Origin of the sequence: Micromonospora sp. WMMD735, from assembly GCF_049178995.1 — a bacterium.
Lineage (GTDB): Bacteria > Actinomycetota > Actinomycetes > Mycobacteriales > Micromonosporaceae > Micromonospora > Micromonospora wenchangensis.
In genome coordinates, this window is record NZ_JBMHMJ010000002.1 from 1,557,987 (window position 1) to 1,584,897 (window position 26,911).

The 26,911-nt window shown below is 73.8% G+C and carries 23 protein-coding genes; 8 read left to right on the forward strand and 15 right to left on the reverse strand.

From position 1 onward, the window contains the following. Positions 1-9 precede the first annotated feature (9 nt). The 3 genes from ACN268_RS06855 to ACN268_RS06865 are packed head-to-tail and all read right to left on the reverse strand — an operon-like array spanning position 10 to position 2,640. Positions 10-675, reverse strand: a complete 666-nt coding sequence (locus ACN268_RS06855) for a response regulator (RefSeq protein ID WP_421482293.1) — start codon at positions 673-675, stop codon at positions 10-12. Further along, positions 672-1,901 (reverse strand): sensor histidine kinase, encoded by a 1,230-nt coding sequence (locus tag ACN268_RS06860; RefSeq protein WP_421482294.1) that lies wholly within the window; start codon positions 1,899-1,901, stop codon positions 672-674. Before ACN268_RS06860 ends, ACN268_RS06855 begins: the two co-directional genes overlap by 4 nt. Before the next feature lie 58 nt (positions 1,902-1,959). Then, positions 1,960-2,640, reverse strand: a complete 681-nt coding sequence (locus ACN268_RS06865; protein ID WP_421482295.1) for a DUF305 domain-containing protein — start codon at positions 2,638-2,640, stop codon at positions 1,960-1,962. A 140-nt stretch (positions 2,641-2,780) separates the two neighbouring features. Between ACN268_RS06865 and ACN268_RS06870 the strand changes: the two genes are divergently transcribed. Next, positions 2,781-4,235 carry an LVIVD repeat-containing protein gene (locus tag ACN268_RS06870; RefSeq protein WP_421482296.1) on the forward strand — a complete coding sequence of 485 codons (1,455 nt, stop codon included), beginning with the start codon at positions 2,781-2,783 and terminating at the stop codon, positions 4,233-4,235. Positions 4,236-4,298: 63 nt separating this feature from the next. Here the strand turns inward: ACN268_RS06870 and ACN268_RS06875 are convergent, their stop codons facing one another. Then, positions 4,299-5,333: a linear amide C-N hydrolase gene (locus tag ACN268_RS06875; protein ID WP_421482297.1), complete on the reverse strand. Its 1,035-nt coding sequence runs from the start codon at positions 5,331-5,333 to the stop codon at positions 4,299-4,301. Between the two features lie 151 nt (positions 5,334-5,484). Between ACN268_RS06875 and ACN268_RS06880 the strand changes: the two genes are divergently transcribed. Beyond that, positions 5,485-6,711 (forward strand): SLC13 family permease, encoded by a 1,227-nt coding sequence (locus ACN268_RS06880; RefSeq protein ID WP_421482298.1) that lies wholly within the window; start codon positions 5,485-5,487, stop codon positions 6,709-6,711. Positions 6,712-6,738: 27 nt separating this feature from the next. On the opposite strand, the gene ACN268_RS06885 is transcribed toward ACN268_RS06880, so the two are convergent. The 3 genes from ACN268_RS06885 to ACN268_RS06895 all read right to left on the reverse strand — a co-directional run bounded on the left by ACN268_RS06885 (position 6,739) and on the right by ACN268_RS06895 (position 10,821). Beyond that, complete coding sequence (locus ACN268_RS06885) at positions 6,739-7,695, reverse strand: hypothetical protein (protein WP_421482299.1); 957 nt, start codon at positions 7,693-7,695, stop codon at positions 6,739-6,741. A 209-nt stretch (positions 7,696-7,904) separates the two neighbouring features. Continuing rightward, positions 7,905-10,178 (reverse strand): glycoside hydrolase family 9 protein, encoded by a 2,274-nt coding sequence (locus ACN268_RS06890; RefSeq protein WP_421482300.1) that lies wholly within the window; start codon positions 10,176-10,178, stop codon positions 7,905-7,907. Positions 10,179-10,293: 115 nt separating this feature from the next. Then, complete coding sequence (locus ACN268_RS06895) at positions 10,294-10,821, reverse strand: 2'-5' RNA ligase family protein (protein ID WP_421482301.1); 528 nt, start codon at positions 10,819-10,821, stop codon at positions 10,294-10,296. Positions 10,822-10,920: 99 nt separating this feature from the next. On the opposite strand from ACN268_RS06895, the gene ACN268_RS06900 reads away from it, so the two are divergent. Next, the gene (locus ACN268_RS06900) at positions 10,921-12,639 is read left to right on the forward strand and encodes a DEAD/DEAH box helicase (RefSeq protein WP_421482302.1); all 1,719 of its coding nucleotides are present in this window, start codon (positions 10,921-10,923) and stop codon (positions 12,637-12,639) included. Between the two features lie 56 nt (positions 12,640-12,695). On the opposite strand, the gene ACN268_RS06905 is transcribed toward ACN268_RS06900, so the two are convergent. Continuing rightward, positions 12,696-13,061, reverse strand: a complete 366-nt coding sequence (locus ACN268_RS06905) for a DoxX family protein (protein WP_421486828.1) — start codon at positions 13,059-13,061, stop codon at positions 12,696-12,698. A gap of 131 nt (positions 13,062-13,192) precedes the next feature. Continuing rightward, on the reverse strand, positions 13,193-15,529 hold the full coding sequence (lon, locus tag ACN268_RS06910) for an endopeptidase La (RefSeq protein WP_421482303.1): 2,337 nt from the start codon (positions 15,527-15,529) through the stop codon (positions 13,193-13,195). Between the two features lie 243 nt (positions 15,530-15,772). On the opposite strand from lon, the gene ACN268_RS06915 reads away from it, so the two are divergent. Continuing rightward, positions 15,773-16,120, forward strand: coding sequence for a histone-like nucleoid-structuring protein Lsr2 (locus ACN268_RS06915; protein WP_088646496.1), 348 nt, complete (start codon positions 15,773-15,775; stop codon positions 16,118-16,120). 218 nt (positions 16,121-16,338) lie between these two features. Here ACN268_RS06915 and ACN268_RS06920 read toward each other — a convergent pair whose 3' ends face one another. Further along, positions 16,339-17,646, reverse strand: a complete 1,308-nt coding sequence (locus ACN268_RS06920) for a hypothetical protein (RefSeq protein ID WP_420115493.1) — start codon at positions 17,644-17,646, stop codon at positions 16,339-16,341. A gap of 321 nt (positions 17,647-17,967) precedes the next feature. Then, the gene (locus ACN268_RS06925; protein WP_421482304.1) at positions 17,968-18,840 is read right to left on the reverse strand and encodes a hypothetical protein; all 873 of its coding nucleotides are present in this window, start codon (positions 18,838-18,840) and stop codon (positions 17,968-17,970) included. A 142-nt stretch (positions 18,841-18,982) separates the two neighbouring features. Here ACN268_RS06925 and ACN268_RS06930 point away from each other — a divergent pair, with 142 nt between their 5' ends. Next, positions 18,983-20,092 (forward strand): DICT sensory domain-containing protein, encoded by a 1,110-nt coding sequence (locus ACN268_RS06930; RefSeq protein WP_421482305.1) that lies wholly within the window; start codon positions 18,983-18,985, stop codon positions 20,090-20,092. 18 nt (positions 20,093-20,110) lie between these two features. Beyond that, on the forward strand, positions 20,111-20,827 hold the full coding sequence (locus ACN268_RS06935) for a helical backbone metal receptor (protein WP_421482306.1): 717 nt from the start codon (positions 20,111-20,113) through the stop codon (positions 20,825-20,827). A 34-nt stretch (positions 20,828-20,861) separates the two neighbouring features. Here the strand turns inward: ACN268_RS06935 and ACN268_RS06940 are convergent, their stop codons facing one another. Beyond that, positions 20,862-21,551 carry a CBS domain-containing protein gene (locus tag ACN268_RS06940; RefSeq protein ID WP_421482307.1) on the reverse strand — a complete coding sequence of 230 codons (690 nt, stop codon included), beginning with the start codon at positions 21,549-21,551 and terminating at the stop codon, positions 20,862-20,864. Between the two features lie 225 nt (positions 21,552-21,776). Here ACN268_RS06940 and ACN268_RS06945 point away from each other — a divergent pair, with 225 nt between their 5' ends. Further along, on the forward strand, positions 21,777-22,343 hold the full coding sequence (locus ACN268_RS06945) for a hypothetical protein (RefSeq protein ID WP_421482308.1): 567 nt from the start codon (positions 21,777-21,779) through the stop codon (positions 22,341-22,343). A 237-nt stretch (positions 22,344-22,580) separates the two neighbouring features. Then, complete coding sequence (locus tag ACN268_RS06950) at positions 22,581-22,964, forward strand: FKBP-type peptidyl-prolyl cis-trans isomerase (RefSeq protein WP_088646491.1); 384 nt, start codon at positions 22,581-22,583, stop codon at positions 22,962-22,964. A 175-nt stretch (positions 22,965-23,139) separates the two neighbouring features. Here the strand turns inward: ACN268_RS06950 and ACN268_RS06955 are convergent, their stop codons facing one another. The 3 genes from ACN268_RS06955 to ACN268_RS06965 form a co-directional block, all read right to left on the reverse strand. Next, positions 23,140-23,508, reverse strand: coding sequence for an STAS domain-containing protein (locus ACN268_RS06955; protein ID WP_421482309.1), 369 nt, complete (start codon positions 23,506-23,508; stop codon positions 23,140-23,142). Positions 23,509-23,675: 167 nt separating this feature from the next. Further along, the gene (locus tag ACN268_RS06960; RefSeq protein WP_421482310.1) at positions 23,676-24,953 is read right to left on the reverse strand and encodes an Ig-like domain-containing protein; all 1,278 of its coding nucleotides are present in this window, start codon (positions 24,951-24,953) and stop codon (positions 23,676-23,678) included. Between the two features lie 175 nt (positions 24,954-25,128). Then, positions 25,129-26,808 carry a right-handed parallel beta-helix repeat-containing protein gene (locus tag ACN268_RS06965; RefSeq protein WP_421482311.1) on the reverse strand — a complete coding sequence of 560 codons (1,680 nt, stop codon included), beginning with the start codon at positions 26,806-26,808 and terminating at the stop codon, positions 25,129-25,131. Positions 26,809-26,911 lie beyond the last annotated feature (103 nt).

Below are 26,911 nucleotides of genomic sequence, written 5' to 3' on the forward strand. Positions count from 1 at the left end.
TACCCGGGTTCAGCCGCCCGGGGTGACCAGGCCGCTCTCGTACGCCAGGACCACCACCTGGACCCGGTCGCGGAGCTGGAGCTTGGCCAGGATCCGCCCGACGTGGGTCTTCACCGTCGCCTCGGCGACGTGCACCCGGGCGGCGATCTCGGCGTTGGCCAGCCCCTGCGCCACGAGCAGCAGGATCTCCCGTTCCCGGTCGGTGAGCTGGGCCAGTCGCGGATCCTGCGCGGGTGCCGGGCCGAGCCGGTCGGCGAACCGGTCGAGCAGCCGACGGGTGATCGACGGGGCGACCACCGAGTCCCCCTGGGCGACCACCCGGATCGCCGCCAGCAGTTCCTCCGGCGGCACGTTCTTGAGCAGGAACCCGCTGGCCCCGGCGCGCAGCGCGGCGAACGCGTCCGCCTCGGTGTCGAACGTGGTGAGCACCAGCACCCGGGGCCGACCGTCGGTGGAGGCGGCACAGATCCGGCGGGTCGCCTCCACCCCGTCCATGGTCGGCATCCGCAGGTCCATCACCACCACGTCGGCCTCGACCCCGGCCAGCACCCGCAGCGCGTCCGCCCCGTCGATCGCCTCGCCGACCACGGTCAGGTCGGGTTGGGAGTCGAGCACCATCCGGAAGCCGGCCCGGACCAGCGCCTGGTCGTCCACGATCACCACTCGTACGGTCATGCCGCGATCACCTCCGCCTCCGGGGTCGACGGTAGCGGCAGCCGTACCTCGACCTGCCACCCGCCACCGGTGCGGGGGCCGGCGGTGAGGCGGCCGTCGTACACGCCGACCCGCTCGCGCATGCCGACCAGGCCGTGCCCGCCGGAGGGGGCCGGCCGGGCCGGCGGGCGACCGCGCCCGTCGTCGGTCACCCGGACCACCAGCCCGTCGTCGACGCCGAGCACGACCGTGGCGTGCGCGCCGACCCCGGCGTGTTTGAGGGTGTTGGTCAGGGCCTCCTGCACCACCCGGTAGACGGTCAGGTCGAGCCCGGGCGGCAGGGTGGCCGGCACCTCCCCGGCCCGGTACCCGACCAGCAGGCCGGCGTCGCGGAACCGACCCACCAGGGCGGGCAGTTCGGCGACGGTGGCGCGGCGGCGTTCCGGTTCGGTGTCGGCGGTGTCCGCGCCGGGGCCGGCCGTCGTCTCCGGCGGGTCGGGCTCCCGCAGCACGTCGACGAGCCGGCGCATCTCCTCCAGGGCCTGCCGGCCGGTGTCGGCCACCACCTTGACCGCGTGCCGGGCGGTCTCCGGGTCCCGGTCGAACATCAGCCGGGCCCCGTCGGCCTGCACGATCATCACCGCCATGCTGTGCGCCACCACGTCGTGCAGCTCGCGGGCGATCCGGGCGCGTTCGCCGACCACCGCCGCACGGGCCTCGGCCTCCCGTTCCCGTTCCAGGGTGGCGGCCCGCTCCTCCAGGCTGAGCACGTAGAGGCGACGGGTGCGGACGTTCAGCGCGGCCAGCCACACCCCGCCGGTGATCAGGCCGAAGTAGAGCGCGGTGGCCCACCAGGCGGCCTGGGAGACGGTCTGCGAGGCGGCCAGCAGCACCCCGACGGCGGCGACGCCGCCGGCCAGCATGCCGTCGCGGAGCCGGTCGGCGTACTTGACCACGCTGTAGAGGGCGACGAGCACGGCGACGTCGTAGGCCAGCGGCCCCCAGCCGGCGACCACCTGGACCAGTGCCAGTGCGGCGACGACCGTCGCGACCAGTGAGGGGTGGCCGCGCCGGAACAGCAGGGCCACCGCCATGGCCAGGCCGACCAGTGCGGACGGCCAGCCGCCGGGCTGGGTCCACGCCCCGGGCTGGGCCGCCGTGACCAGGGTGAAGAGCACCACCAGCACGCTGACGCCGACGTCGAAGGCGACGCCGCGCAGCGGGCGACCGAACAGGGTACGGCTCACGGTGACCGAGCGTAGTGCCCCGCGCGGGGTGGCTGCGGGTCCGTCGGCCGACCGGGGTTCAGACCAGCGCGCGGAGCCGGGCGATCTCGACGGTCTGTTCGGTCGCCACCGCGTTGGCGAACTCGTTGAGCTGCTGGTCGGCACCGGCGGAGAGGAGCTCGGTGGCCATGGTCACCGCACCGGCGTGGTGGGCGGTCATCAGCTGGACGAAGAGCCGGTCGAAGGCGGCGCCCCGGGCGGCGTCGAGCTGCCGCAGCGCCTCGGGGGACTGCATGCCCGGCATCCGGCCGTGGTCGTGGCCGGGCTCCCCGGCGGCCAGGCCCCGGGCGGCGAGCCAGCCGCGCAGCAGGCCGAGCTCCGGCTCCTGGGTACCCCTGATCCGGGCGGCGATCGCCTTGACCTGGGCGCTGGCGGCCCGGTCGGGGGCCAGCTCGGCCATCTGGAGGGCCTGTTGGTGGTGCGGGATCATCATCCGCACGAACCAGACGTCGGGGGTGTTGTACCGGGGTGTGCCGGGGGCGCGGACCTCCCGCGCGGGCCGGGTCGCGGCGGGCTCTCCTGGCCGGCCGGGCACGATCACCCCGGGGGTGTCGGGCGAACCGGTCGTGGTCGGCGTCGCCGTGGGGGCGGACGTCGTCGGGGTCGGCGGTCCGTCGGGGCGCAGGGCCAGCCCGACCGGCACCGCGACGGTGACGGCGACTGTGACGGCGAGCAGGATGCGCCCACGTCGGCCGGTCATGCGACTCCCCCCTCCGGTCGAGGTCGCCGCGATCGTATCCATTCACTACCACCGATAGATGTGATACGGCTCACATCAACTCTCATCACTGGCCGGTAAGGTGCCTGGTACGCATCGTCCCCTTTCGAAGGGTTCCGCCGATGATCAGGTTCTCCCTGCCCCGAGCACGGCAGTTGAAGATCGTCAGCGTGGTCGCCGCCGGCCTGCTGGTGGCGAGCGTCGCCACCAGCCCGGCGGGCGTCGCCGCACCGGCCACCGCGACCCGGGGCGGGACGCCGGCGGCCCCCGGCCTCGCCGTCGACGAGATCTCCAGCAGCCCCAACCTGCGCCAGGTCGCCAACCTGCCCAAGCAGGCGCCGTTCGACACCACCAGCGCGCTCGGCACCGACATGGCCTTCCAGGGCCGCTACGCCTTCGTCGGCAACTACAACGGCTTCGTCATCTACGACATCGCCCGGCCCAGCGCCCCGACGATCGTGTCGCAGGTGCTCTGCCCCGGCTCGCAGAACGACATCTCGGTCTACGGCGACCTGCTCTTCCTCTCCACCGACTCGTCCCGCACCGACGACTCGTGCGCCAGCGCGAGCCAACCGGCGACGGTGAAGGAGTCCTGGGAGGGCATCAAGGTCTTCGACATCAGCGACAAGGCCAACCCGCGCTACATCAAGTCGGTGGAGACCGCCTGCGGCTCGCACACCCACACCCTCGTCCCCGGCAAGGACCGCAGGACGGTCTACCTGTACGTGTCGTCGTACAGCCCACGGGCCGACTTCCCCGACTGCCAGCCGCCGCACGACTCGATCTCGATCGTGAAGGTCCCGGTGCACAGGCCCACCGAGGCGGCCGTGGTGGCCACCCCGAACCTCTTCCCCGACGGCGGCTACGAGGGCGTCCCCGGGCAGACCTCGGCCACCACCGGCTGCCACGACATCACCGCCTACCCGGCCAAGGACCTGGCCGCCGGCGCGTGCATGGGTGACGGCGTCCTGCTGGACATCCGCAACCGGGAGGCGCCCCGGGTGATCAACCGGGTGCGGGACACGGTCAACTTCGCGTTCTGGCACTCGGCGACGTTCAACAACGCCGGAACCAAGGTGGTGCTCACCGACGAACTCGGCGGCGGCGGCGCGGCCACCTGCAACGAGGTCGTCGGCCCGAACCGGGGCGCGGACGCCGTCTACGACATCACCGGCCGGGGCGACGCCCGCACGATGGTCTTCCGCAGCTACTACAAGATCCCCCGCAGCAACGCCGACACCGAGAACTGCGTGGCCCACAACGGCTCGCTGATCCCCGTCCTCGGCAAGGACATCATGGTGCAGGCGTGGTACCAGGGCGGGGTCTCGGTCTGGGACTTCACCGACTCGACCCGCCCGAAGGAGATCGGCTTCTGGGAGCGCGGGCCGCTGTCGGACACCCAGCTCACCACCGGCGGCGCCTGGTCGACGTACTACTACAACGGGCACATCTACTCCAGCGACATCCAGAAGGGCCTGGACGTGCTGAAGCTCAACGACTGGCGGACCTGGACGGCCGACCTCGTCCGGGTGCCCGAGCTGAACGCGCAGACCCAGGCCGGCTACCTGAGCTGGTAGTCCCGACCGGCGACGGCCCGGCCCCCGCACGTCGGGGGGCCGGGCCGTCCGTCGTGCGAGGGGTCAGCGGATCGGCAACCGGTAGCGGCGTTCCTGCCCACCACCGGCCACGGTGACCAGCCGGACCTCGCCGTCGCGCAGCCCGTACGTCACCGACCAGCGGGTGTGCCCCTGCCGGACCTGGCCCAGCAGCCGCAGCGCCGCCGCCGGGTCCACGCGGCCGTCGGCCGCGTCCAGCGCCGTCGCCAGGACGCCGTAGCGGTGGTCGCGACGACGCTGCTGCTCGGGTACGTCGACCACCGGCACGTTGGTCAGGGCCTGCCACCGCCCCTGCCCGCGCTGCACCCGCATGGTCCCGTCGACGAACTCGACCACCGCCGACCGGCCGCCCGCGTCGGCGAGCAGGTAGTGCAGCGGCGGCCCGCCGTCGAAGTCGAGGTTGTGCCGGCCGAACAGCGCCACCGCCTCGTCCACCGTGGCCGCCCGGTCCAGCACCAACCGCAGGATGCGCACCGACCCGACCGTGGGCCGGCCCGGCACCGGCTTCGCCGTCGCGGTGTCGTCGGCGGCCAGTCCGACGGCCAGCCCCCGCTCGTTCATCCCGTCGAAGGGCAGCAGCGGCGCGTCGAGCAGCCGGCGGTCGCCGGTCGGGTCCGGGCCCACCCCGAGATAGGACAGGTCGACCAGGGAGACCGAGGCGTACCCCTCGGGGGGATCGGTGCGCAGCACCATCGCCGGGTTGGCGTCCCAGTCGAAGTTGCGGGCGAACAGCGGCCGGGCCGGGTCGCCGGAGGCGGCGAAGAGGGAACAGCCGAACGGGCCGGTGTCCGGCCGGGCGTCGGTGCCCACCGTCGGGTCGTAGCCGCCGACGTAGGTCATCTCGTAGAGCGGCAGGTCGTCGACCTTGCGCAGGCTGTCCAGCGTCCGTCGAGCCTGCTCCGGGTCCTGCCGGGAGGCGCGCGGCGGGCTCGCGGACGCCGACGCCGGACCGGTCCGGGTCGACTCCGTCGGGGTGGCCCGATCCGTCGGGGTGGCCTGGGCACAGCCGGTGGCGACGAGCGACAGGGCCAGTCCGGCCCCCAGCAGCATCCTGCGCATATCTCCTGAACGCTAGGGCAGCCGTGTCGGGATGTCCACCGTGGCCGTAACCGCGCACGTCGATGTCGGGCCGGTCGGTACGGTGCCGCCGGGCGGGCAGTTGCGGCCAACCGGCGTCGGAGCAGGGCCGGCTGTGCGAGGATCATCCGCCGTGACACCTGCCGGCGGGACCCCGCCCGTACCGACCGAGCGGCCCCGCAGGCCGCGGCTGCACCCGCTGGACCGGGTGGCGATCGGGCTGGCCCTGTTGGGTCTCGGCGCGGTGGTCACCGGCCTGCTCCCCCGGGCCGACGCCGGGGCGACCCTGCACCGCATCCTGCCGCTGCTGCTCTTTCTCGGCGCGGTGGTGGTGCTCGCTGAACTGACCGCCGTCGCCGGGGTGTTCGACGTGCTGGCCACCCGGCTGGCGATCACCGCCCGGGGCAGCTTCGCCGGCCTGTTCCTGCTCTGCGTCGGGTTCGCCTCGCTCACCACCATCGCCCTCAACCTGGACACCACCGCGGTCCTGCTCACCCCGGTGATGATCGCGCTGGCCCGCAAGCTGGACGTCGCCCCGGGGCCGCTGGCGATGACCACCGTCTGGCTGGCCAACACCGCGAGCCTGCTGCTGCCCGTGTCGAACCTGACCAACCTGCTCGCCGCCGACCGGATCGCGCTGGCTCCGGCGGCGTACGCGGCCCGGATGGCGTTGCCGCAGCTCGCGGCGATCGGGGTGACCATGGCGGGGTTGTGGCTGTGGCACTGGCGGCGGGGCCGACGCGACGTCGACCGGTTCACCCCTCCCCCGCCGCACCGGCCGGCCGACCGGCTGCTGTTCGGCACGGCGGTCGCCGGCTGCCTGCTGTTCGTCGCCGGCATCCTGGTCGGGGTGGAGATCGGGGTGGCCGCCGCCGTCGCCGCCGGGCTGGTGGTGGCCGGTTTCGCGGTCCGGTCCCGGCGCACCCTGCGCCCGGCGCTGCTGCCCTGGCGGCTGCTGGTCTTCGTGACCGGCCTGTTCCTGGTGGTGCAGACCCTCGGCCGGCACGGGCTGGACGACCTGGTGTCCGTGCTGCTCGGGGACGCCGGTGGCACGGCGGGGGCGCTGCGCGCCGGGGGCACCGGGGCGCTGCTGGCCAACCTGGTCAACAACCTGCCCGCCTACCTGGCCGGCGAGGCGGTGCTCCCACCCGGTGACGAAACCCGGCTGCTGGCGCTGCTGATCGGCACCAACGTGGGGCCGCTGGCGGTGCCGTGGGCGTCCCTGGCGACCCTGCTGTGGTTCGAGCGGTGCCGGGCCGCCGGGGTGACCGTGCCGCTGCGCCGGTTCGTGGCGACCAGTGCCGTGGTCGCGGTGCTCGGCACCCTCGCCGCGGTGCTCGCCCTGCTGATCGCCGGCTGACCCGGCGGCGGCCCGTCGTCCGGCCGGTCAGATCCCCATCTCGGCCTCGTACGCCGAGCGCAGCCGGGCGCGGGCGGCCGGAGCCAGGCAGACGTGCCAGTCGGGCCCCTCGTCGATGACGTTCAGTTCACCGGCGGCCTGCCGGGCCAGCAGGATCTCGGCCAGCACGTCCCGCGCGCCGAACCGGGCGTACCAGGCCAGTTCCACGTCCACCGCCCAGCCGAGGCAGTGGCCGCTGGGCAGCATGGCCGGCTGGCCGAGCCGACGCAGCCGGTACCGGTGTTCGGCGCTGTGGGCCAGGTTGGTCACCCACAACGGCGGGGTGCCGGGCGGGGCGGAGCGGGCGAACTCCCGGGCCAGGTCGTTGAGGAGTGCGACGACCTCACGGCGGGTCCGGCGCAACGGCACCCCGGCGGTGGGCGGGGCGGTCTCCGGCGTCAGCCGGCCCCGGACGGCGCGCACCCCCCGACCCAGGACGCTCGCCGGCTGTTCCCGGTAGCGGAAGCCGAGCAGACCACGGCGGCGCAGCCATTCCAGGTCGATCAGGTCGGGGTGCGTGTCGGCCTGATCGTCGGTCGCCAGGGCCGTCGTGTCCCGCCACCACATCAGGTCGATGCGGGACAGCAGGTAGATCCGGACCAGGGCGGTCAGGTCGGGGCCCGGGGTGGGCCGGTCGGGCTGGTGGCGGGCCAGTTCCAGCAGCAGGGTCTCCCGGGCGCCCAGCACCCCCTGCCCGGTGGCGTCGAGCACGTCGGCGATCGCCGGTTCGCGCAGCCGCTGGTCGAGCAGCACCTGACGGGCGGCGGTGCCGGCGGTCCCCGCGAGCGCGCCGACCTCGACCAGCAGTTCGGCGACCGCCTGCCGGTAGGCGTCGAGGTCGGGGGCGGCCGGGCGCACCGGACGGGTCGGGACGGGCGTCCGCCGGGCCGGGGCGGGCGGGGTGACGCCGGGTTGGGGGCCGGGGCTTCGGCTGGGCACGCGCATGGTCGGTCCTCTCCCGGTGCGACACGGTGCGGATGAACCTGAGGGCACCGTAACCGTGGTGAACCGGTGGAGACCGAGCATTCCTCCCACACCCCCCGAAGGGCGACACGCGGCCGACGGCGTCGCCCGGTCCCGCACCGGCCGGGGCCGGTGGCCGACCGCGACCGGGCCGCCCGTCGACGTGCGACGGGCGGCCCGGTGCGGGTGGGTCAGCGCAGGGTGCAGGCCGTCCCGTTCACCGCGAACCCGGTCGGGGTCGCGTTGGTGCCGCTGTAGGTGGCGTTGAAGCCGAGGTTGACCGAGCCGTTCGGCGCGACCGCGCCGTTGTAGCTCTCGTTGGTCACCGTGACCTCGCTGCCGCTCTGGCTGAACCGGCCCGACCAGCCCTGGCTGATCTGCTGGTTACCGGTGAACCGGAAGGTCAACCGCCACGACGACCAGGCCGCCGCGCTGGTGTTGGCCAGCGTGACGCTGCCGGTGAAGCCGGTGCTCCAACTGTTCGCCGAGTACGTCACCGCGCACCCACCGGCCGGCGGCGGCGTGGTGGTCGGCGGGGGCGTGGTGGTGGGCGGGGGCGTGGTGGTGGGCGGGGGCGTGGTGGTGGGCGGGGGCGGCGTGGTGGTCGGCGGCGGCGTCACCGTGGGGGTCGGCGTCGGGTCCGGGCCGCTGCCGGTGCCGGCCTGCTCGGCCGCCCAGTGCACCAGCCAGGCCAGCGCCGCGTTCCAGTTGATCGCCACCTCGTTGACCGAGTACGCCCCGATGTCGTCGATGAAGCACTTCTGCGGCTTGCAGCCACCGAGCTGGGCCTGCACGACCGGGTCCTGCAACTCGCTGTTCGGGCCGCCGGAGAGCGAGCCGGGCGGCGCGGTGGGCAGCGAGCCGTCGTTCTGGTTGGCCCAGAACCGGTGGTGCAGGTTACGCACCGGCTTGTCGCCGTACCCGGCCACGTAGGACTGGTTGAGCGGGTTACGGCCGAGCAGGTAGTCGTAGGCGGCGAAGGCCCCGTTGCGGTACTTCGTCGTGCGGGTCAGGTCGTAGGCCAGGGCGAGCACGTTGGCGTTGTTGGCGACCGCGCCGTTGGAACCCCAGTAGTACGTGCCGTTGCCACTGCCCGGGGCCGGGTAGCCCTGGTTGGCGATCTGGGCGAGCATCCGGTCGGCGAAACCGACGATCGCCGAGCGGATCGTGCTCACGTCGCCGCTGGGCAGGCCGGTCGGCACCAGCACCAGGGTGGTGTCGCCCAGGCCGGCCGTCCAGCTCCAGTCGTACGCGCCCCGGGTGAAGCCCGCGCCCCGGGCGTGCGGGGAGCTGCTCAGGTCGTTGCGGTAGCCGGTCGCGCCGGTGGTGGCGTACAGCTCGGCCGCGGCCCAGTAGAACTCGTCGCTGACGGTGTTGTCCTCGTACGCGCCGCCGCCGGTGTTGTCGGTGGCGGGGGCGAGCCGGTTCGGGTTGGCCTTCGCCGCGGTGTACGCCTTCTCGGCGGCGGCCAGGGCCCGGGAGGCGAAGGCGGCGTCGAACGGCTTCCACAGCCGGGACGCCTGGGCGGCCACCGCCGCCATGTTGAGGGTGGCGGCGGTGCTCACCGGGGAGAGCAGCCGGGGCTCGCTGTCCAGCTCGGGGCGGGTGGGCAGGGCGGTCCAGTTCTGGTCGTGGATCTTGTGGTGGACCATGCCGGCGTTGGTCCGGCCGTCCGGCACCTGCATCTTGAGCAGGAACTCCAACTCCCAGCGGGCCTCGTCGAGGACGTCCGGCACCCCGTTGGACCGCTCGGGGATGGCCAGCGTGCCGTCGGCGACGGCGGACCTGTCCGCCCCGCTCACGTACAGCGTGCGCTCGTAGATGTTCTGCAGCTGCCAGGTGGACAGGCCGCCGTTGACCACGTACTTGCCCTGGTCACCGGCGTCGTACCAGCCACCGCGCACGTCCAGGGTGTAACCGCAGGAGGTGCGGCACGGCACGTTGTTGTCCCCCCGGTTGGGGGCGACGTTGACGTGCCCGGCCGGGCGGGCGTAGCGGGAACCGACGTACTGGGCGTCGATCGGGGTGCCGCTGCGCTGGTGGTAGAAGAACGCCAGCGAGTCGCCGCGCAGCCGGCGGACCGGGTCGGCGGAGATGTCGAACGGGTAGCTGTTGCTCCCGCCGACCGACAGCACGTAGCCGGTGCCCGGGGTGTCGTAGGCCGAGAAGTCCGCGATGTGCACCGGGTCTCCGGAGAGCGCGTCGGTGCCCCGTACCGTGGTCTGCCCGGAGGCGACCGTGGCGCCGCCGGCGTTGCGCAGCGTCCAGCCGAGCGGGGAGTTCGCGGAGTTCACGACGGTGGCCTGCTTGGGCAGCCCTGGCACGTAGGCGACCTGGTTGACCTTGACCGGTGAGCCGGGGTCGGGGGCGGCGGAGGCGAGCTGCGGCACGGCCGCGAGCCCGCCGAGGGCGAGCAGGGCGGCAGCCGCGAGCGCGACCGGACGCCGTCGGGGATGCTGGGGCATGGGGCCTCTTCCGGTGGGGATGGCAGTGACCATCCGACCGGACCGGCGCAGCAGTGATCCGCCGGGCGGTCGGATGGACCGTCGACGGGAGCGCTCCGCCCACCATAGACCACCGTCAGTCCGCCGGGAAGTCACCGCCCAACGGCCGGACGGTCCGGGTGTCGCCGTCGTAGCTGCGTGCCGCCACGAACCGGCCCTCCGGCCGGTCGCCGCCGACCACCGCGCGGGCCAGCCGCCGGTCGCGGTCGCGGAAGCGCAACGCGAGGCTCAGGTGCGGCACCCAGCTCCCCGGGGCGTGCCAGGGCCGCCGCCCGTCCGCGCCGTCCAGGGCCGCCCAGACGGCTGCGTGCAGGGCGGTCAGCGCCGTCGTGGGCCGGACCAACCAGACCAGCGGCGCGCTACCGTCGAGCACCGTCACCCGCTCCAGGGTGACCGGCAGCGGCAACGCGGTGGCGAACAGACCGGCGAGCCGGCCGGCCGCGCCGGGCGGGAAGGCCTCGACGGCGGCCAGCGTCAGGTGCGGCCGGTTCGTCGGGTGGCCGTGCCGGGCCAGGCTCGGCAGCCCCGCCGCGGCCAGCCGGTCCCAGGCGGCCCGCACCGTCCGCTCCAGCGCCGGGCAGCAGAGCAGTTCCACCGTACGCACGCCCGTCAGGCTAACCGGCGGGCGGGCGCGGCTGTGCCGGTCGGCACGGTGGGGCCGGTCGGCGGCACGGCCCGACCGGGGTGATGGAAAACTTTGGTCATGAGTTCCGCACCCACACCGACCGACCTCTCCGCTCCCGACGACTCCGACGGCGGGCCCGCCTTCGGGGATCTCGGGCTGCGCGCCGAGCTGCTGGGCGCCCTCGCCGCGCTCGGCTACGAGGAGCCGACCCCGATCCAGCGGGAGGCGATCCCCCTGCTGCTGTCGGGACGGGACCTGCTCGGGCAGGCGGCCACCGGTACGGGCAAGACCGCCGCGTTCGCCCTGCCCCTGTTGCAGCGGATGCCGCAGGACCGTCAGGGCGGTGACCCGGTGTCGCTGGTCCTGGTGCCCACCCGGGAACTGGCCGTGCAGGTCTCCGAGGCGTTCCACCGCTACGGCAAGGACCTGGGCGCCCGGGTGCTGCCGATCTACGGCGGCCAGCCGATCGGCCGCCAGCTGCGCGCCCTGGACCTGGGCGTGGACGTGGTGGTGGCGACCCCGGGCCGGGCGTTGGACCACATCGCCCGGGGCACCCTGCGGTTGGGTTCGCTGGCCACGGTGGTGCTGGACGAGGCCGACGAGATGCTCGACATGGGCTTCGCCGAGGACATCGAGGCGATCCTGGAGCACGCGCCCGCGCAGCGGCAGACGGTGCTCTTCTCGGCCACCATGCCGGCCCGGATCGACGGGTTGGCCCGCCAGCACCTGACCGACCCGGAGCGCATCCAGATCGGGCGGGAGCAGCCGGTGGCCGGCGAGGCCCCCCGGGTACGGCAGAGCGCCTACATCGTCAGCCGGGCGCACAAGCCGGCGCTGCTGGGCCGGGTGCTGGACGTGGAGTCCCCGACGGCGGCGATCGTCTTCTGCCGCAGCCGGGAGGAGGTCGACCGGCTCACCGAGACGATGAACGGGCGGGGCTACCGGGCCGAGGCGCTGCACGGCGGGATGAGCCAGGAGCAGCGGGACCGGGTGATGGGGCGGCTGCGCGCCGGTACCGCCGACCTGCTGGTGGCCACCGACGTGGCGGCCCGGGGGCTGGACGTCGAGCAGCTCACCCACGTGGTCAACTACGACGTGCCGTCCGCGCCGGAGTCGTACGTGCACCGGATCGGCCGGGTGGGCCGGGCCGGCCGGGAGGGGGTGGCGATCACCCTGGCCGAGCCCCGGGAGCACCGGATGCTCAAGACCATCGAGCGGGTCACCGGCCAGCGGATCACCATCGACAAGATCCCGACGGTGGCCGACCTGCGCACCCGGCGGCTGGCGCTGACCCAGGCGGCGCTGCGGGAGAGCCTGCTGGAGGACGACCTGGACCCGTTCCGGGTGATCGTCGAGTCGCTCTCGGACGAGTTCGACCTGATGGAGGTGGCGCTGGCGGCGGTCAAGCTGGCCCACGAGGCGGCGCTGCCGGGCTCCGACGACGAGGAGGAGATCCCGCAGGTGGCGGTCCGCCCGCCCCGCGAGGCCCGGCCCGGGTTCGACAGCCGGGGCGGGGACCGGCGCGGCGGTGGCCGGCCCCGCACGGGCGGCACCGCGCAGGTCTTCATCGGCCTGGGCCGCCGGGCCGGGGTCCGCCCGCAGGACCTGGTCGGCGCGATCACCGGGGAGACCCGGGTCAGCGGCCGGGACATCGGCTCGATCGAGATCGCCGACCGGTTCTCGCTGGTGGAGGTGCCGCAGGGCGTCGCCGACGAGGTGATCGCCGGGCTGCGCAACAGCACCATCAAGGGCCGCAAGGCGACCGTACGCCGCGACCGCGGCGTCGACGGACGCTGACCCGGACGCGACACCGGCCCGCCTCCCCTCGACGGGGCGCGGGCCGGTCGCGTTCGTCAGAGCGGGTACGGCCCGAACCGCCCCCAGGCGACGATCGCCGCCAGGACCAGCAGCACCACGGTCATCGCGGTGCCCTGGTGCTCCTTGGCGCGGGCGTGCACCACGACCGCGCCGACCATCACGATCACCAGCCCGACGGCGGCCAGCGGGGTGAGCACCGTGGCGATGCCGGTGAGGCCGGGCAGGACCAGCCCCAGCGCGGCCAGCACCTCGGCCGCGCCGAGCGCCTTGACCTGCAGCGGCGGGGTGTTCCGCACCCATGCCATCCGGTCGAGCAGCTTCTCCTTGGGCTGGATGAGTTTGGTCAGTCCCGCGCCGGCGAAGAGCGCGGCGAGCAGGATCTGCACGATCCACAGGAACATGTTCACGGGTGGTCGCCTCCGGGGGTGCCACCGGGCGGTGGCGGATGCGGGAAACGGGAGGGGTCCAGATTACGGGGCCGCAGCGGCCCCCGACGCCGGGCGCGACGTCGGGGGCCGTGGGTGGGCTCCGGTCAGGCGGCGCCGACCGGTCGACCGCCGAGCGTGTCCGCGTCGATCTCGGCCGGGCGCAACGCCAGGGCGAGCACGTCGGCCACGTCGGCCAGGGTGTGCACGGTCAGCGCCTCGCGCACCTCGGTGGGCAGGTCGTCGAGGTCGGGCTCGTTGCGGGCCGGGATGATCACCTCGGTCAGGCCGGCCCGGTGCGCGGCGAGCAGCTTCTGCTTCACCCCGCCGATGGGCAGTACCCGCCCGGACAGTGTCACCTCGCCGGTCATCCCGAACTCGGGCCGTACCGGTCGGCCGGTCACCAGGGACGCCAGCGCGGTGACCATGGTGATGCCGGCGCTGGGGCCGTCCTTGGGCACCGCACCCGCCGGCACGTGCAGGTGGATCCGGCGTCCGGCCAGGACGTTCGGGTCGAGGCCGTAGCGCCGCCCGTTGGCGCGCAGGTAGGACAGCGCGATGTGGGCGGACTCCTTCATCACGTCGCCGAGCTGCCCGGTGAGGGTCAGTCCCGGCTCACCGTCCATGCTGGTGGCCTCGATGAAGAGCACGTCGCCGCCGGCGCCGGTGACGGCGAGACCGGTGGCCACGCCGGGCACCGCCGTCCGCTCGGCCGACTCCGGGGTGAACTTCGGCCGGCCCAGGTAGCGGGCCAGGGTGTCGGTGTCGACCCGGACCGGGGTCGGGTCGGTGGCCAGGGCCACGGCGACCTTGCGCAGGATCTTGGCCAGGGCCCGTTCGAGCTGCCGGACGCCCGCCTCGCGGGTGTACTCACCGGCGATCAGCGCCAGCACCTCGTCGGTGACGGTCACCTCGTCGGCGGTCAGGCCGGCCCGCTGGAGCTGCCGGGGCAGCAGGTGGTCGCGGGCGATGGCGACCTTCTCGTCCTCGGTGTACCCGTCCAGGGTGACCAGTTCCATCCGGTCCAGCAGCGGGCCGGGGATGGTCTCCACCACGTTGGCGGTGGCCAGGAAGAGCACGTCGGACAGGTCGAGGTCGACTTCGAGGTAGTGGTCGCGGAAGGTGTGGTTCTGGGCCGGGTCGAGCACCTCCAGCAGGGCGGCGGCCGGGTCCCCGGCGTACCCGACGGCGAGCTTGTCGACCTCGTCGAGGAGCACCACCGGGTTCATCGAGCCGGCCTCGCGCAGCGCGCGGACGATCCGGCCGGGCAGCGCACCGACGTAGGTGCGCCGGTGGCCGCGGATCTCGGCCTCGTCGCGGACGCCGCCGAGGGAGACCCGGACGAAGTTGCGGCCCAGCGCCCGGGCGACCGACTCGCCGAGGCTGGTCTTGCCGACACCGGGCGGGCCGGCGAGGGCGAGCACCGCGCCGGAGCCGCGTCCACCGACCACCCCGAGGTTGCGCTCGGCCCGCCGGTTGCGCACCGCCAGGTACTCCAGGATGCGGTCCTTGACGTCGGCCAGGCCGGCGTGGTCGGCGTCGAGCACCGCCCGCGCCGCCGTCAGGTCGGTGTTGTCCTCGGTGCGCGTGCTCCACGGCATCTCCAGCACCGTGTCCAGCCAGGTCCTGATCCAGCCCGCCTCGGGTGAGGCGTCGCTGGCGCGCTCCAGCTTGCCGACCTCGCGCAGCGCCGCCTCGCGGACCTTGTCCGGCAGGTCGGCGGACTCCACCCGGGAGCGGTAGTCGGCGGAGCCGTCCGGCTCGTCCTCGCCGAGTTCCTTGCGGATCGCGGCGAGCTGCTGGCGGAGCAGGAACTCCCGTTGGGATTTCTCCAGCCCCTCCCGCACGTCGCTGGTGATCTGCTCGGTGACCTCCTGCTCGGCGAGGTGGTCCTTCACCCAGCCGACGAGCAGTTCCAGCCGGGCGGTGACGTCCTGGGCGGCGAGCAGTTCGGTCTTCTGCGCCAGGCTGAGCCAGGGCGCGTAGCCGGCCGCGTCGGCCAGTTCGGACAGGTCGGTCATCCGCTCCATCGCGTCGATGACCTGCCAGGCGCCCCGCTGCTGGAGCACTGAGGTCATCAGGGCGCGGTACTCGCGGGCCAGGTCACGGGCGCGGCCGGCGGGGGCGGGTTCGTCGAGCCGGGTGGCCTCCACCCAGAGGGCCGCGCCGGGTCCGGGGACGCCGGAGCCGATCCGGGCGCGGGCGAGGCCACGCACCACGGCGGCGGGCTCACCGTCGGGAAGGCGGCCCACCTTCTCGATGGTGGCGATCGTGCCGACGGGGCCGTACTCGCCGTCGATGCGGGGGACGGCGAGCAGGGTCTTGTCGCCGCTGGCCCGGGCGGCGTCGACGGCGGCCTGGGTGGTCGGGTCGAGGGTCACCGGGATGACCATGCCGGGCAGCAGGACGACGTCGGTCAGGGGAAGTACCGGAAGGGTTGCCATCGAGCACCTGCCATCACTTGAGGTTGAGCGTGTCTCACTCAAGTCACAAACCGTGCCCTGTGTTCCGACCTGTGACTCAGGACACATCCCAGCCGCACCGTCACCGCCGGCCAGCATTGGCCGCACCCGGATTTCCCAGGATTGGCGCGACCCGCCAAATGAAAGGGAGGCATATTGTTGCGGATTTGCCGTCAGATACGTCAAACTCTTAGCACACCCCGATCACCACAGGGAGTAATGGCGATGGCAAGGAAAGTAATCACCGTTCTGACCGACGACCTCGACGGCGGAAAGGCCGATCGGACCGTCGAGTTCAGCCTGGATGGGGCGGCGTACACCATCGACCTCTCCGACGAGAACGCGGGGGTGCTGCGCAAGGCGCTCGACGCCTACATCACCGCTGGCCGTCGAATGGGCCGAGGTGCCGTCGAGGCCGGTCGCCCGGCCCGGCGCCCCACCCGGCCCGGCGTCTCGGGAATGGATCGCGAGCAGAACCGCGCCATCCGGGAATGGGCGACCAAGAACGGACACGAAATCTCCGAGCGCGGGCGCATCCCGGTCTCGGTCGTGGAGGCGTGGAAGAACCGCTGACAGCGGGCCGGATCACGAACGGACACGCCGGGGTCACGCTGGGATATCCAGCGTGACCCCGGCGTTTTTGCCGTGTCCACAATTTCCATCCCACGACCCCGCACCGAAAACATCCGCCGGTACGCTGTCCGCCCCGCCGCACGCGAACCGGCGGGCACGCAACGACTGCGGGCCACCCCAGGGAATCCTGGGGTGGCCCGCAGTCGTTGCCGGTCGGGTCAGTTGACCCGGATGCGCACCACGTCGAAGGCGGGGGTCTGGTTGGCCCGCTCCATCATCGGCACCCGGTGCGAGCCGTCGCCGGCCCAGACCGCGCACTGCGCCGTACCCGACTGCGGCAGGCCCGGGATCTGGATGGTCACGTCGTCGGCCTGGTTGCCGCCCTTGCCGTCCTCGGTGGCGACGAAGAACGCCGGCACGTCCTGCGGGTTCGAGGGCGCCTGGTTGGTGTTCTGGAGCATCCGGCAGGCGGTGTGGAAGTGACCGCGGGTCAGGCCCTGACCGTTGAGCACCGAACTCTCCAGGTAGTAGCCGCCCTGGCCGGCCGCCAGGAACCGGTCGCGGACCAGGTTACGGGTGGAGACCTTCAGGGTGAAGGCCTGGTTGCGCTGCACCTGGTTGGGGAACTGCGTGATCAGCAGCGACGGGTTGTTGGCCGCCGCCCCCACCTCGCCGAACGCGGTGCTGACGCACCGGTTGCCGTTCTGGAAGCCGTCGTGCGCCTGCAACCGGCTGTTGGCGCAGTCCTTCGCCAGCACGCCCAGGGCGTTGCCGTTGTTGCCGTTGTTGCCGCCGTTGTTGTTCTGGCCGCCGTTGTTGCCGTTGTTGCCGTTCTGGCCGCCGTTGTTCCCGTTGTTGCCGTTCTGGCCGCCGTTGTTGCCGTTCTGACCACCGTTGTTGCCGCCGTTGTTGGCCGCCACCTGGCAGCCGGCGAGCTGCTCCAAGCCCTGCGGGCGCTGGGCGAAGCGGCCGATCGCGGTGGCGATCCGGTTCAGCGCCGACCGGCGCTTGTCGGCCAGCGGGCCGAGGATGGCGTTGTCGATGAACGCCTTGCCGTTGCGCCCCTCGGCCGCCAACCGCTTGTTGGCGTCGTCGATCTGGGTCTTGAGCAGGGCGAGTTCCTTGTCCACCTCGGCCTTGGCCTGGGCCGGGATCTGCGGCAGCCGGGGGGTGACCTCCGGGCAGGCAACCGTCGAGGCCAGCGTGGTCACCGGCGCGTTGCCCGCCTTGACGGCCTGGCACTCGGCGACGGACATCTGCCCGTCACCCCAGTGGTTGCGGACCCATCTGCCGTTCTGCCACGTCTGGGTGGTGCTGCCGCGCCCGCTCGGCGAGGTGGCACCGGGGCTCGGTGCGACGCAGGCCGACGAGACGTTGCGGGTCTGCTGCCTCGGCTTGTCCCCGGCCGAGGAGATCTGGGTGACGGCGGCGATACCGCCGAAGACGACGAGCGCACCGACCGCCGCCAGCAGCCGCTTGCTCCGCGCGTTACCGGAAGACCGGCGTGCCCCTGTGGACCTGCGCATCGAATTGCTCTCCTTCTCGATCCGGTACCTGACTCGCGCCCCCGACGAGGCGACCCTTTCCGGGTCGGTCACCCCCGCCGGAGACGCTGCGACGTTCCGGTCGCACGTCGATGGCCGACGATGCCTTTCCGCACCGTCCGCCGCGTCGGGTGGCGCGGCTGGGAAGATCCTGTCCATTCCCGCTTAGGTACGGGCCGGCATCGGCGAAGGTTCAACGCGGATCGAGGAATCCCGGACCGTTTTCCGGGCGGGCCGCAATGTCACCAACCGTCGCCGGAAAATGACGGCGGGTCGCTCGGCGGCCGGCCGTTTCGACGGCGGTCAGTCCACGCAGAGGTGCTCGAACGCGAACGGGGCGGCCAACTCGTCACGCCGGTCCCGCAGGGCGCGGATCTGCCGGCGCAGCTCGTCCCGGTCGAGCAGGACCGGTTCCTCGTCGTCCGCCCCGGCCAGCCGTTCACCCACCGCCACCGCCGCGAGATCCTCGGCCAGCCGGCCCGGGTCCACCCCGCAGTGCAGCCGCGCCTCGTGCACCGTGACCCGCTCCACCAGGCACCGGCCGGGACGCACCTCGACCCAGCTCCACCCCTCGGCCGTCCCGTCGCGCCAGCGCACGTGCAACCCGCGCACGATCGGATCGCTGAGCCGCCGCGACACGTACGCCTCGACGGCCGCCGCCCGGGACAACGCGCCGAGATCGTTGACCGGCCCGGTACGCCCGTCCGGCAGCCGGCCGACGATGTCCCGGAAACCCACCGGGGCGTCGTCCGACCCGTCCGGTGCGGCCCCGGCGGCATAGGCGCGCGCGTCGATGACGTACGTGACGATGCGCCGGCCGTGCCCGGCGGCCCGCAGCGTCGGCGAGCCGATCCGCAGCACCGGCAGGCCCACGGCGGCGCACACCGCGGCGGCCATCCGCCCGGCCCGCTGCCCGGCCGAACCCGGGGGCGCGGTCGGGCCGACGGTCAGGGCGAACAGCGGCACACCGGTGTCGGCCGCGCAGACGACGTGGTCGAACTCCTCGCGCAGGGCGGAACTCCACTGGTGCCCGGTGACCCCGGCCGGCCGCCGCGACACCAGGTCACCGAGCCGACGGGCGGCGTACACGGCCTGGCCGGCCCGGACGAACAGCGGCGCGACACCGGACGGTACCGGCCGCAGCCGGGCGTCGTCGTCGGTGGCGGTACGCGTCATCGTCGGGTCGGTCCGTCCGGGGCAGGCGAAAGTGACCGGCCGAGTCTAGGACGTCGAGGGCGATCTCCGCCCCGCCGGTTCGGGCGACGGACGCGGCACCAGGCGGTTGGTGCGCCCCGGGCTCGATCTCTACGCTCACGGGGTGCTGCACGACGGACCGGCCCCGGAACTGTTGACCAAGCGGAGTCTCGTCACGGTCTCCCACGCCATCGAGCGGTCGGCGCTGGCCACCGCCGAGGACGGCCCGCTGGTGGTGATCGCCCTGTTCCAGCGGATGCCGTACTTCCTGCGGGAGCGGGAGCGCTACGCCCGGATCGCGGCCGGCGCGACGGTCACCGTGGTCGGGTCGGTCGGGCAGACACCGCCGGAGCTGCCCGCCGGGGCGTACCCGGTGACGCTCGACGACACCGAGGAACTGGCCCGCGAGTGGAGTGTGGTGGCGCTGACCCCCCGGTTCGGGGCGAGCCTGGTGGCCCGGGACCGCCGGGAGGTGGTGCCGGCCGACACCCTCGAACAGGGGCGGCTCTTCGCCGGCCGCTGGGGGTTCCGCCGCGACGAGGCGCTGCACGAGGTGATCCGGCTGCGCACCCAGCTCGGCGACCGGCTCCCCCCGGTCGCGCTGACCGCGATCGACCAGGTGCTGCACCGGGTCCGGGACCTGCCGGCCACCCCCGGGGAGAGCCGGGCCGAGGCGGCGTTGCGGCTGATGGCCGACCGGGCGGAACGCGCCCACCGGGCCGGGCCGGGCCGGCACGCCGAGCCGGGGGACGGCCCGCCGGGGCTGGTGGACGAGCCGACACTGCGCCACTGGACCGGGATGGACGGGGTGACCGCCGCCGGCACCCTGCCGGTGGCGCTGATCGGGGTGCGCGTCGGTGAGCCGGCCGGTGCCCCGGAACGGTTCGGGCGACGCAGCGCCGCCCGCGAGGCTCAGGCCGTGATCGCCGCGCTGACCGCCCCGCTGCGCCCGGTCGACCGGGCCGTCCGCCTCACCGCCGACGAGTACCTGCTGGTGCTGCCGGCGTTGACCCGCGAGGAGGCGTTGGCGGTGGCCGGTCAGGTGCACGACTGCGTGGCCGGGCTGGCCCGGTCGTACCCGTTCGTGTCCTTCGCGGTGCACACGGCGGTGACCGTGACCGACCGGCGGCCGTTGCCGGTGGCCGAGGTGCGGCACGCCGTCGGGTGGGCGGCCCGGGAGGGTGTCCCGGTGGCGACGGTGGCCCGGGAGACCGTCGCCAGCGCCGCCCACTGAGGACGGGAGGACGACGACGTGCGGGTGGTCTCGTTGGTGCCGTCGCTGACCGAGGCGGTGGCGGTGACCGCGCCGGAGCTGCTGGTCGGCGCGACCGACTGGTGCGTGCACCCGGCGGGGTTGGACGTGGCCCGGGTCGGCGGCAGCAAGTACCCCGACCTGGACCGGGTCCGGGCACTGCGGCCGGACCTGGTGCTGCTCAACGTGGAGGAGAACCGCCGTGCCGACGCGGACGCGCTCACCGCGGCCGGGATTCCGGTGCTGGTCACCTACCCCCGGACCGTGCCGCAGGCCCTCGACGAGCTGGCCGGGATGCTCGCCGCGCTGGGGGTGACCGGGGAGCCGGGCTGGCTGCTCGACGCCCGCCGGGCCTGGGCCGCCCCCACCGGCACGGGCCCCGTGCGGCGGGCCGTGGTGCCGGTGTGGCGGCGGCCGTGGGTGGTGCTCGGCGGGGACACCTTCGCCGGGGACGTGCTGCGCCGGCTCGGCGTGGTCAACGTGTACGACGACGATCCGGACCGTTATCCGCGTCCCGACCTCGACGCGCTGCGGGCCCGCCGGCCCGACCTGGTGGTCCTCCCCGACGAGCCGTACGCGTTCACCGCCGACGACGGGCCGGACGCCTTCCCCGGCGTCCCCTGCGCGCTGGTCTCCGGCCGCCACCTCACCTGGTACGGCCCGTCGCTGGCCGAAGCGCCGGGACTGCTCGCCGCCCAACTGGCCACCCCGGTCTGACCGTCGGCTCCGGGCGGGCCCCGGGGTCGGCCGGTCAGGCCACCGGGGTGATCCCCCGCTCGGTCAGTCCGGCGTCGTCCACGTCGTACCCGATGGTGCTGGTGACCTGGACCACGCCGCTGACCTGGCCGGCGAGTTTCTCCGCCAGTTCGGCGGCGGTCCGCCGGTCCAGCCGGCCGTCCAACCGCACCGCGCCGTCGCGGACCTGCACGGTGACCAGCCCGTCCCGCACGGCGAGCACCCGGCGCAGCACCTCCTGCACCACGTCCTCCCGGATCTCGGCGTCGGTGCGCAGGTGCACCCGCAGCAGGTCGCTGCGGGTGACGATGCCGACCAGCCGGCCCAGGTCGTCCAGGACGGGCAGCCGCTTGACCGCCTCCCGGTCCATCAGCCGGGCCGCCGCCGGCAGCGACGCCCCCGGGAAGGTGGTGACGGCCGGCGAAGTCATCAGGTCCTTCGCCACCAGCGCCCCGGCCTTCTCCCGGGACACCCGACGCCGCCGCCCGGCGAACACCCGACGTTCCTCCTGCGCCCCGGAGTGCTCCACCTTGTGCAGCAGGTCCGCCTCGGACACCACCCCCAGCACCCGACGGAAGTCGTCCACCACCGGCACCGCGCTGATGCCCCGGCGGATCAGCATGTCGACGATCACCCGGTACGGGGTCTCCTCCCCCACCGTGGCGACCTCCCGGGTCATCACGTCGTCCACCTGCCACGTCCTCATCACGACCTCCTCGCCCGGTTCTCCCGTCCGACGCTAGGGCCGCGCCGACCGGCCGGGCAGGGGCGGGTGGACCGGTAGACCCGAGGCCGAAGGTCCCGTTCGGGCGCCCGTACCAGGGGACTTAGGTCCCGTCCCGGCACGGACCGGTCGGCCCTGCCGGGACCGCGCCGACCGGCGTGGAATGTAACTGCCACCGGGAAGTGCGGTGCCAGGCAGAGAAGGGACGTGGAGACCATGACCGCGACGATCGAGCGGAACACCACCGCCAGGACCATCGCACCGGTGGCCGGAACCGAGACCACCCGCCAGCGGGCCGCCCGGTACGTCTGGGCCGGAACCCGGCTGGCCCTCGGCTGGATCTTCCTCTGGGCCTTCCTGGACAAGCTGTTCGGCCTCGGCCACGAGACCCCGGCGAAGAACGCCTGGATCAACGGCGGCAGCCCGACCAAGGGTTTCCTCGCCTTCGGCGCGAAGGGTCCGTTCCAGGGGATCTACCAGGACATCGCCGGTGCGGCCTGGGCCGACTGGCTGTTCATGATCGGCCTGGCCGGCATCGGGGTGGCCCTGCTGCTCGGCATCGGGATGCGGATCGCCGCCGTCGCCGGTGGCCTGCTCATGGTGCTGATGTGGACCGCCGTCCTGCCTCCCGCGAACAACCCCTTCATGGACGACCACCTGATCTACGCCGCGGTGCTGGCCGGCCTCGCCCTGGTCGGCGCGGGGAACACCCTCGGCCTCGGCCGGGTCTGGGCCACCCTCCCGCTGGTCCGCCGGTTCGGCTGGCTCAGGTGACCGGTCCCACCCACCCGGGTGGTCGACCGACCGGCAGGGGCGCCACCGCCACGGTGGCGCCCCTGCCGCGTCTGCGCCCGACCCCGTGCGGGCGGGATGCGGGTACGGCGGCTCCCGCGGGCCGGGTCCCGCGACGCGCGGGGCCCGGTCGGCGGGGCCCGCGGCAGCCGACGCCCTCGCGATCGGGCAGGATCGACACCGTCCGGACGATCGGGTGACGACAGAGGAGAACAGCAGATGAACACGCCCCAGGCAGGCAAGCCGGAGATCGGCCCGATCGAGGGTGCGGCCCCGGCCGACCTGGTGATCGAGGACATCACCGTCGGGGAGGGCCCGGAGGCGCGTCCCGGCCAGCTCGCCAACGTGCACTACGTGGGGGTGTCCCACTCCACCGGTCGCGAGTTCGACGCGTCCTGGAACCGGGGCGAGGCGTTCGAGTTCCCGCTCGGCGGCGGTCAGGTCATCGCCGGCTGGGACCAGGGCGTGGTGGGGATGAAGGTCGGCGGTCGCCGTCGGCTCACCATCCCGCCGCACCTGGGTTACGGCAGCCGGGGCGCGGGCGGCGTGATCAAGCCGAACGAGACCCTGGTCTTCGTCGTCGACCTGCTCGGCGTGCGCTGACGCCGGTCGGGGTCGCCGGCACCGCCCGGCGGCACCGCCCGGCGGCCCCGACCGGCGGACTCCGTGGCGCGGCCCGGCCGCCGGGCCCCACGGCGCACGGCCCGGCCGCCGGACCCCGGTGCCGCCCCGGTCGCCAGCTCTCCGGTGCCGCCCCGGCGGTCGCCGGGGCACATGGTCAGGCGCAGGCGGCCAGCGGGCGGGACAGGGCCCCGACCGGGGCGTCGCCGTGCCGGACGGCGATGACGCGGTGCAGGCCGCCGACCCGCAGCACCCGGGCGACCACCGGATCGGGGTCGACCACCACCAGCTCACCGCCCCGGGCCCGGACCCTGAGATGGGCGGCGACCAGCGCCCGTACCCCGGCCGCGGAGAGCAACTGGACCCCGGACAGGTCGAGCCGGAGCAGCGGGCGGGCCGGTGCGGCCCAGAGGGCGGCCCGGAACGCGCCCACGGTGGCGATGTCGATCTCACCGACCGCGCGCACCTCGACCACGTCGTCGGCCACCCGCAGCCGCACGTGGAACCGGTCCTCTGCCTGCGTCATGCCCCGAATCTAGCCCCCACCCCTGACGTTTCCGCCCTGCCCAGGGCGGGTTTCGGGGTAGTCCCAGGGTCGCCCCGGAGCCGACCCCGAGTCCTTCTCAGGGTGGAGTCGCACCTGCGACGACCGGCCGTCGGAACGGCCGGTCGTCGCAGGTGCGGTCGGGTGCGTCAGCCGCCGCTGGCCGACGGCGCGGGGGCCGGCGACGAGCCACCGGCGACCGCCCCCGGGTGCGGCGCGCTCGTGGCGGGGGCCGGCTTCAACCCCGGCGGTACGGGCAGCGCGCTGCCCCGGGCGAACTCGGCCCAGCTCGTGTTCCAGGCGGTCCAGCCGTTGCCCGGCCGCAGCGGCACCTCGGTGCCCTTCACGGTCACCAGGTCACCGACCTGGGTGATGCCCATCAGCCAGTCGGCGGCGGACGAGGAGACGTTGGCGCAGCCGTGCGAGACGTTGGTGTAGCCCTGGTCCCCCTCCGACCAGGGGGCCGCGTGGATGAACTCGCCGCCCCAGGTGAGGCGCTGGGCGTCCTCGACGTCGACCACGTAGCCGCCGTCGGGCTCGCCCCGGGTGTCGAAGCGGGTCTGCTGGTGCTTCTCCATGATCACCATCTTGCCGCTGGAACTCGGGGTGCTCGGCTTGCCGAGGCTGACCGGGATCCGACGGACCAGCCTGCCGTCCTGGAAGACCGACATCTGCTTGGTGGCGTTGTCGATGTCCAGGGCGACCTGCCGGCCGATCCTCGAGGTGGACCGCCGGTCGGCGTCACCGACGTACTCCTTGCCGATGGGCAGCCCCTCCAGTGCGGAGCGGACGCTGATCGTGGTCCCGGTGCGCCAGAAGTCGGGGGCCCGGTAGTAGACCTGACTGCCGTCCTCCAGCCACGACCAGGTGCCCGGCTGGGGCGGATCGGTCTTCACGAACAATCGTCGCTGCACGGCCGCCCTGGCCTCTTTCGGAATGGCCGGTTCGAACGCGACCGTCACCGGCATCGCGGTGCCGTACGTCTGGTTTCCGGCGAAATAGAGCACGCTGGTCAGCGCCTGCCGGTTCGTATTCGTCGGGGTCGTGGTGAACGTGGTGCGCCCGACGGTGGTCCGGCCCGCGTCGCCGGTCGCGGTGACCTCGGCGGTGTAGGTCCGGCCGTTGCCCAGCGGGGCCGCCGGCACCCAGCTCGACCCGTCCTCCCGCGGCTCCCCGGCCACCGCCCGGCCCTTGTCGTCGGTGAGCTTGACGCTGGTCACCCGGCCGTTGCTCACGGTCGCGCCGACCTCCGCGCTGACCGGGACGTCCTTCGCCCGGTCGGCGGGGGTCACCGTCACCGTGGGGGCCGCCGCCGCGCCGGGTGCCGCCCCGGCCGCCGGCTTCCGCTCGGCGGTGCACCCGCCGAGGACCAACGGTGTGGCCGCGATGGTCACCGCCATCAGCGTCAATCGCCGCCTCACGTCCATATTCCATCCCCCGTTTCCAGTCCCCTTGGCCACATTCTGTACAGCGTTTCTCGGGGCGGGTCGGGCTTTCCGGGGAACCGGGCGGGCGGGGCCGGGCTTATCGACCCCGGCGGGCGGCAGGCGGCCACGGTGCCGCCGATGTCCGGGATCGGCCGTGCCGGGACACCCCGGGCGGTCAGTCCCAGTCCTGGTCGCCGTGGTTACGGTGCCACCGCCCGCCGACCGGCGGGGTGTCCAGCCGCAGGGCCGCCACCGCGTTGCCGGCCAGGTCGTTGTCCTCGACCCGGCAGCCGACGCAACTGCCCCGGGCAGTGATCCACATGCCGTGGGTCTGGGTGCGCTCGTCGTGGTTGTCCCAGATCCGGTTGCCGCGCACCGTCGCCGAGTCGAACGCCGCGTTGATCGCGATGCCGGCCCGGGTCGGCGGCGCGGCCGGCAACTCGTACGCGGTGCCCGGCAGCGGAGTGTCCCCGCTCCACCCGCTGTAGGCGTCGGGGCGTACCGGGGCGAGGTGCAGTTCGGTGGCGGTGTTCGTGGCGACCACCGCGACCCGCCGGCCGACCCGCAGCACCTTGCCCCGGTGGCTGTCCTGCGCCCAGGTCGCCGAGCGGTCGACCAGGGACCGCTCGGTGTACCGGACCGACTCGCCGCCGCCGTGGGACGCCTCGGCGCACCGCCGGCCGTTGTTGCGGATGCGGTTGTCGAGCAGCATCGCGTCGGTCATCGGGCGGTCCACCCGGATCGCGTCCAGGCCGTTGCCCCAGAACTCGTTGCTCTCCACCACCACGTCCTGCGCCGGGTGCGGGTAGCCGCGACCCAGGTCGTGCTGGTGGTAGCCGTAACCACCGTTGCCGCTGATCCGGTTGCCCCGCACCGTGTACGGGCCCGGGGTGTTGCCCATGCTGATCCCGTCGCCCACGTTGCCGTCGATGACGCAGTCGGTGAGCAGGCCGCCCCGGCCGGCGACGCCCGAGGTGCCGTTGCCCGACACGTCGTAGCCGGCCTCCAGGTTGCCGGTCATCGTGCAGCCGGTGACGATCAGCCCGTCGGCACCCCAGTCCGAGATGCCGAACCGGTTGCCCTGGCTGTGGCAGCCGACGATCCGGTAGCCGCGCGGCGGCGTCCAGTAGTCCTTCTGGAGTTCCAGGAAGATGCCGTTGGTGCCGTTGGCCAGGGCGGTGCAGTTGGCGATGGTGAGCCGTTCCATGTCGCCCCAGCCGCCGATGCCGATGCCGATGCCCGCGCCGCCCATCTGCTCGCCGTTGTCCAGCCGGCCGCAGCCGACCACCACCACCCCGTCGACCAGGGTGTCCTGGAGGAAGTCGCAGCCCAGGCCACTGGCCGCCGTGTGGTGGATGTAGAGGTTGCGGAACACCCCGCGCACGACGTACTGCAACCCGAGGCCCTTGGCCAGGTAGTTGTACTCGGCCATGGCCACCCCGGAGCCGTCGATCTCGAAGTCGGCGAAGGTGCAGTCGGCGATGTGCCGGTCCCGGTCCGCGCCGTGCTGCAGCACCGTCCAGAACGCCAACGGTGTCGGGTCGCTGCGGTTGCCCTCGTTGCTGAGCAGGAACCGGGTGGCGGCCGGGCCGGCGCCGATCAGCGACACCCCGCTGCGCCACACCGTGCCGGCGTCGCGGATGGAGTAGATGCCCGGCGGGCACCAGATCACCCGGGCCCGGCCGTCGGCCGCGTAGCCGGCACCGAGCCGGTCCACCAGGGCCGCCAGCGCGGGTTGGTCGTTGGTCACCCCGTCGCCGGTCAACCCGTAGTCGTGGGCGTTGCACCACAGCGGCGCCCCGGCGACGGGGGGACGGCGGTCCCGCACGGCGACGGGCAGACCCTGGTACGGCACGGGTGGCTCCTCTCGGCGGTGCGTCCACGACCGACACGGCAGGGCCGCGACCGGGCGCGCGCAGTGCGGTGCGCGCCCACCGGAGGTACGGCGCGTCCGTGAC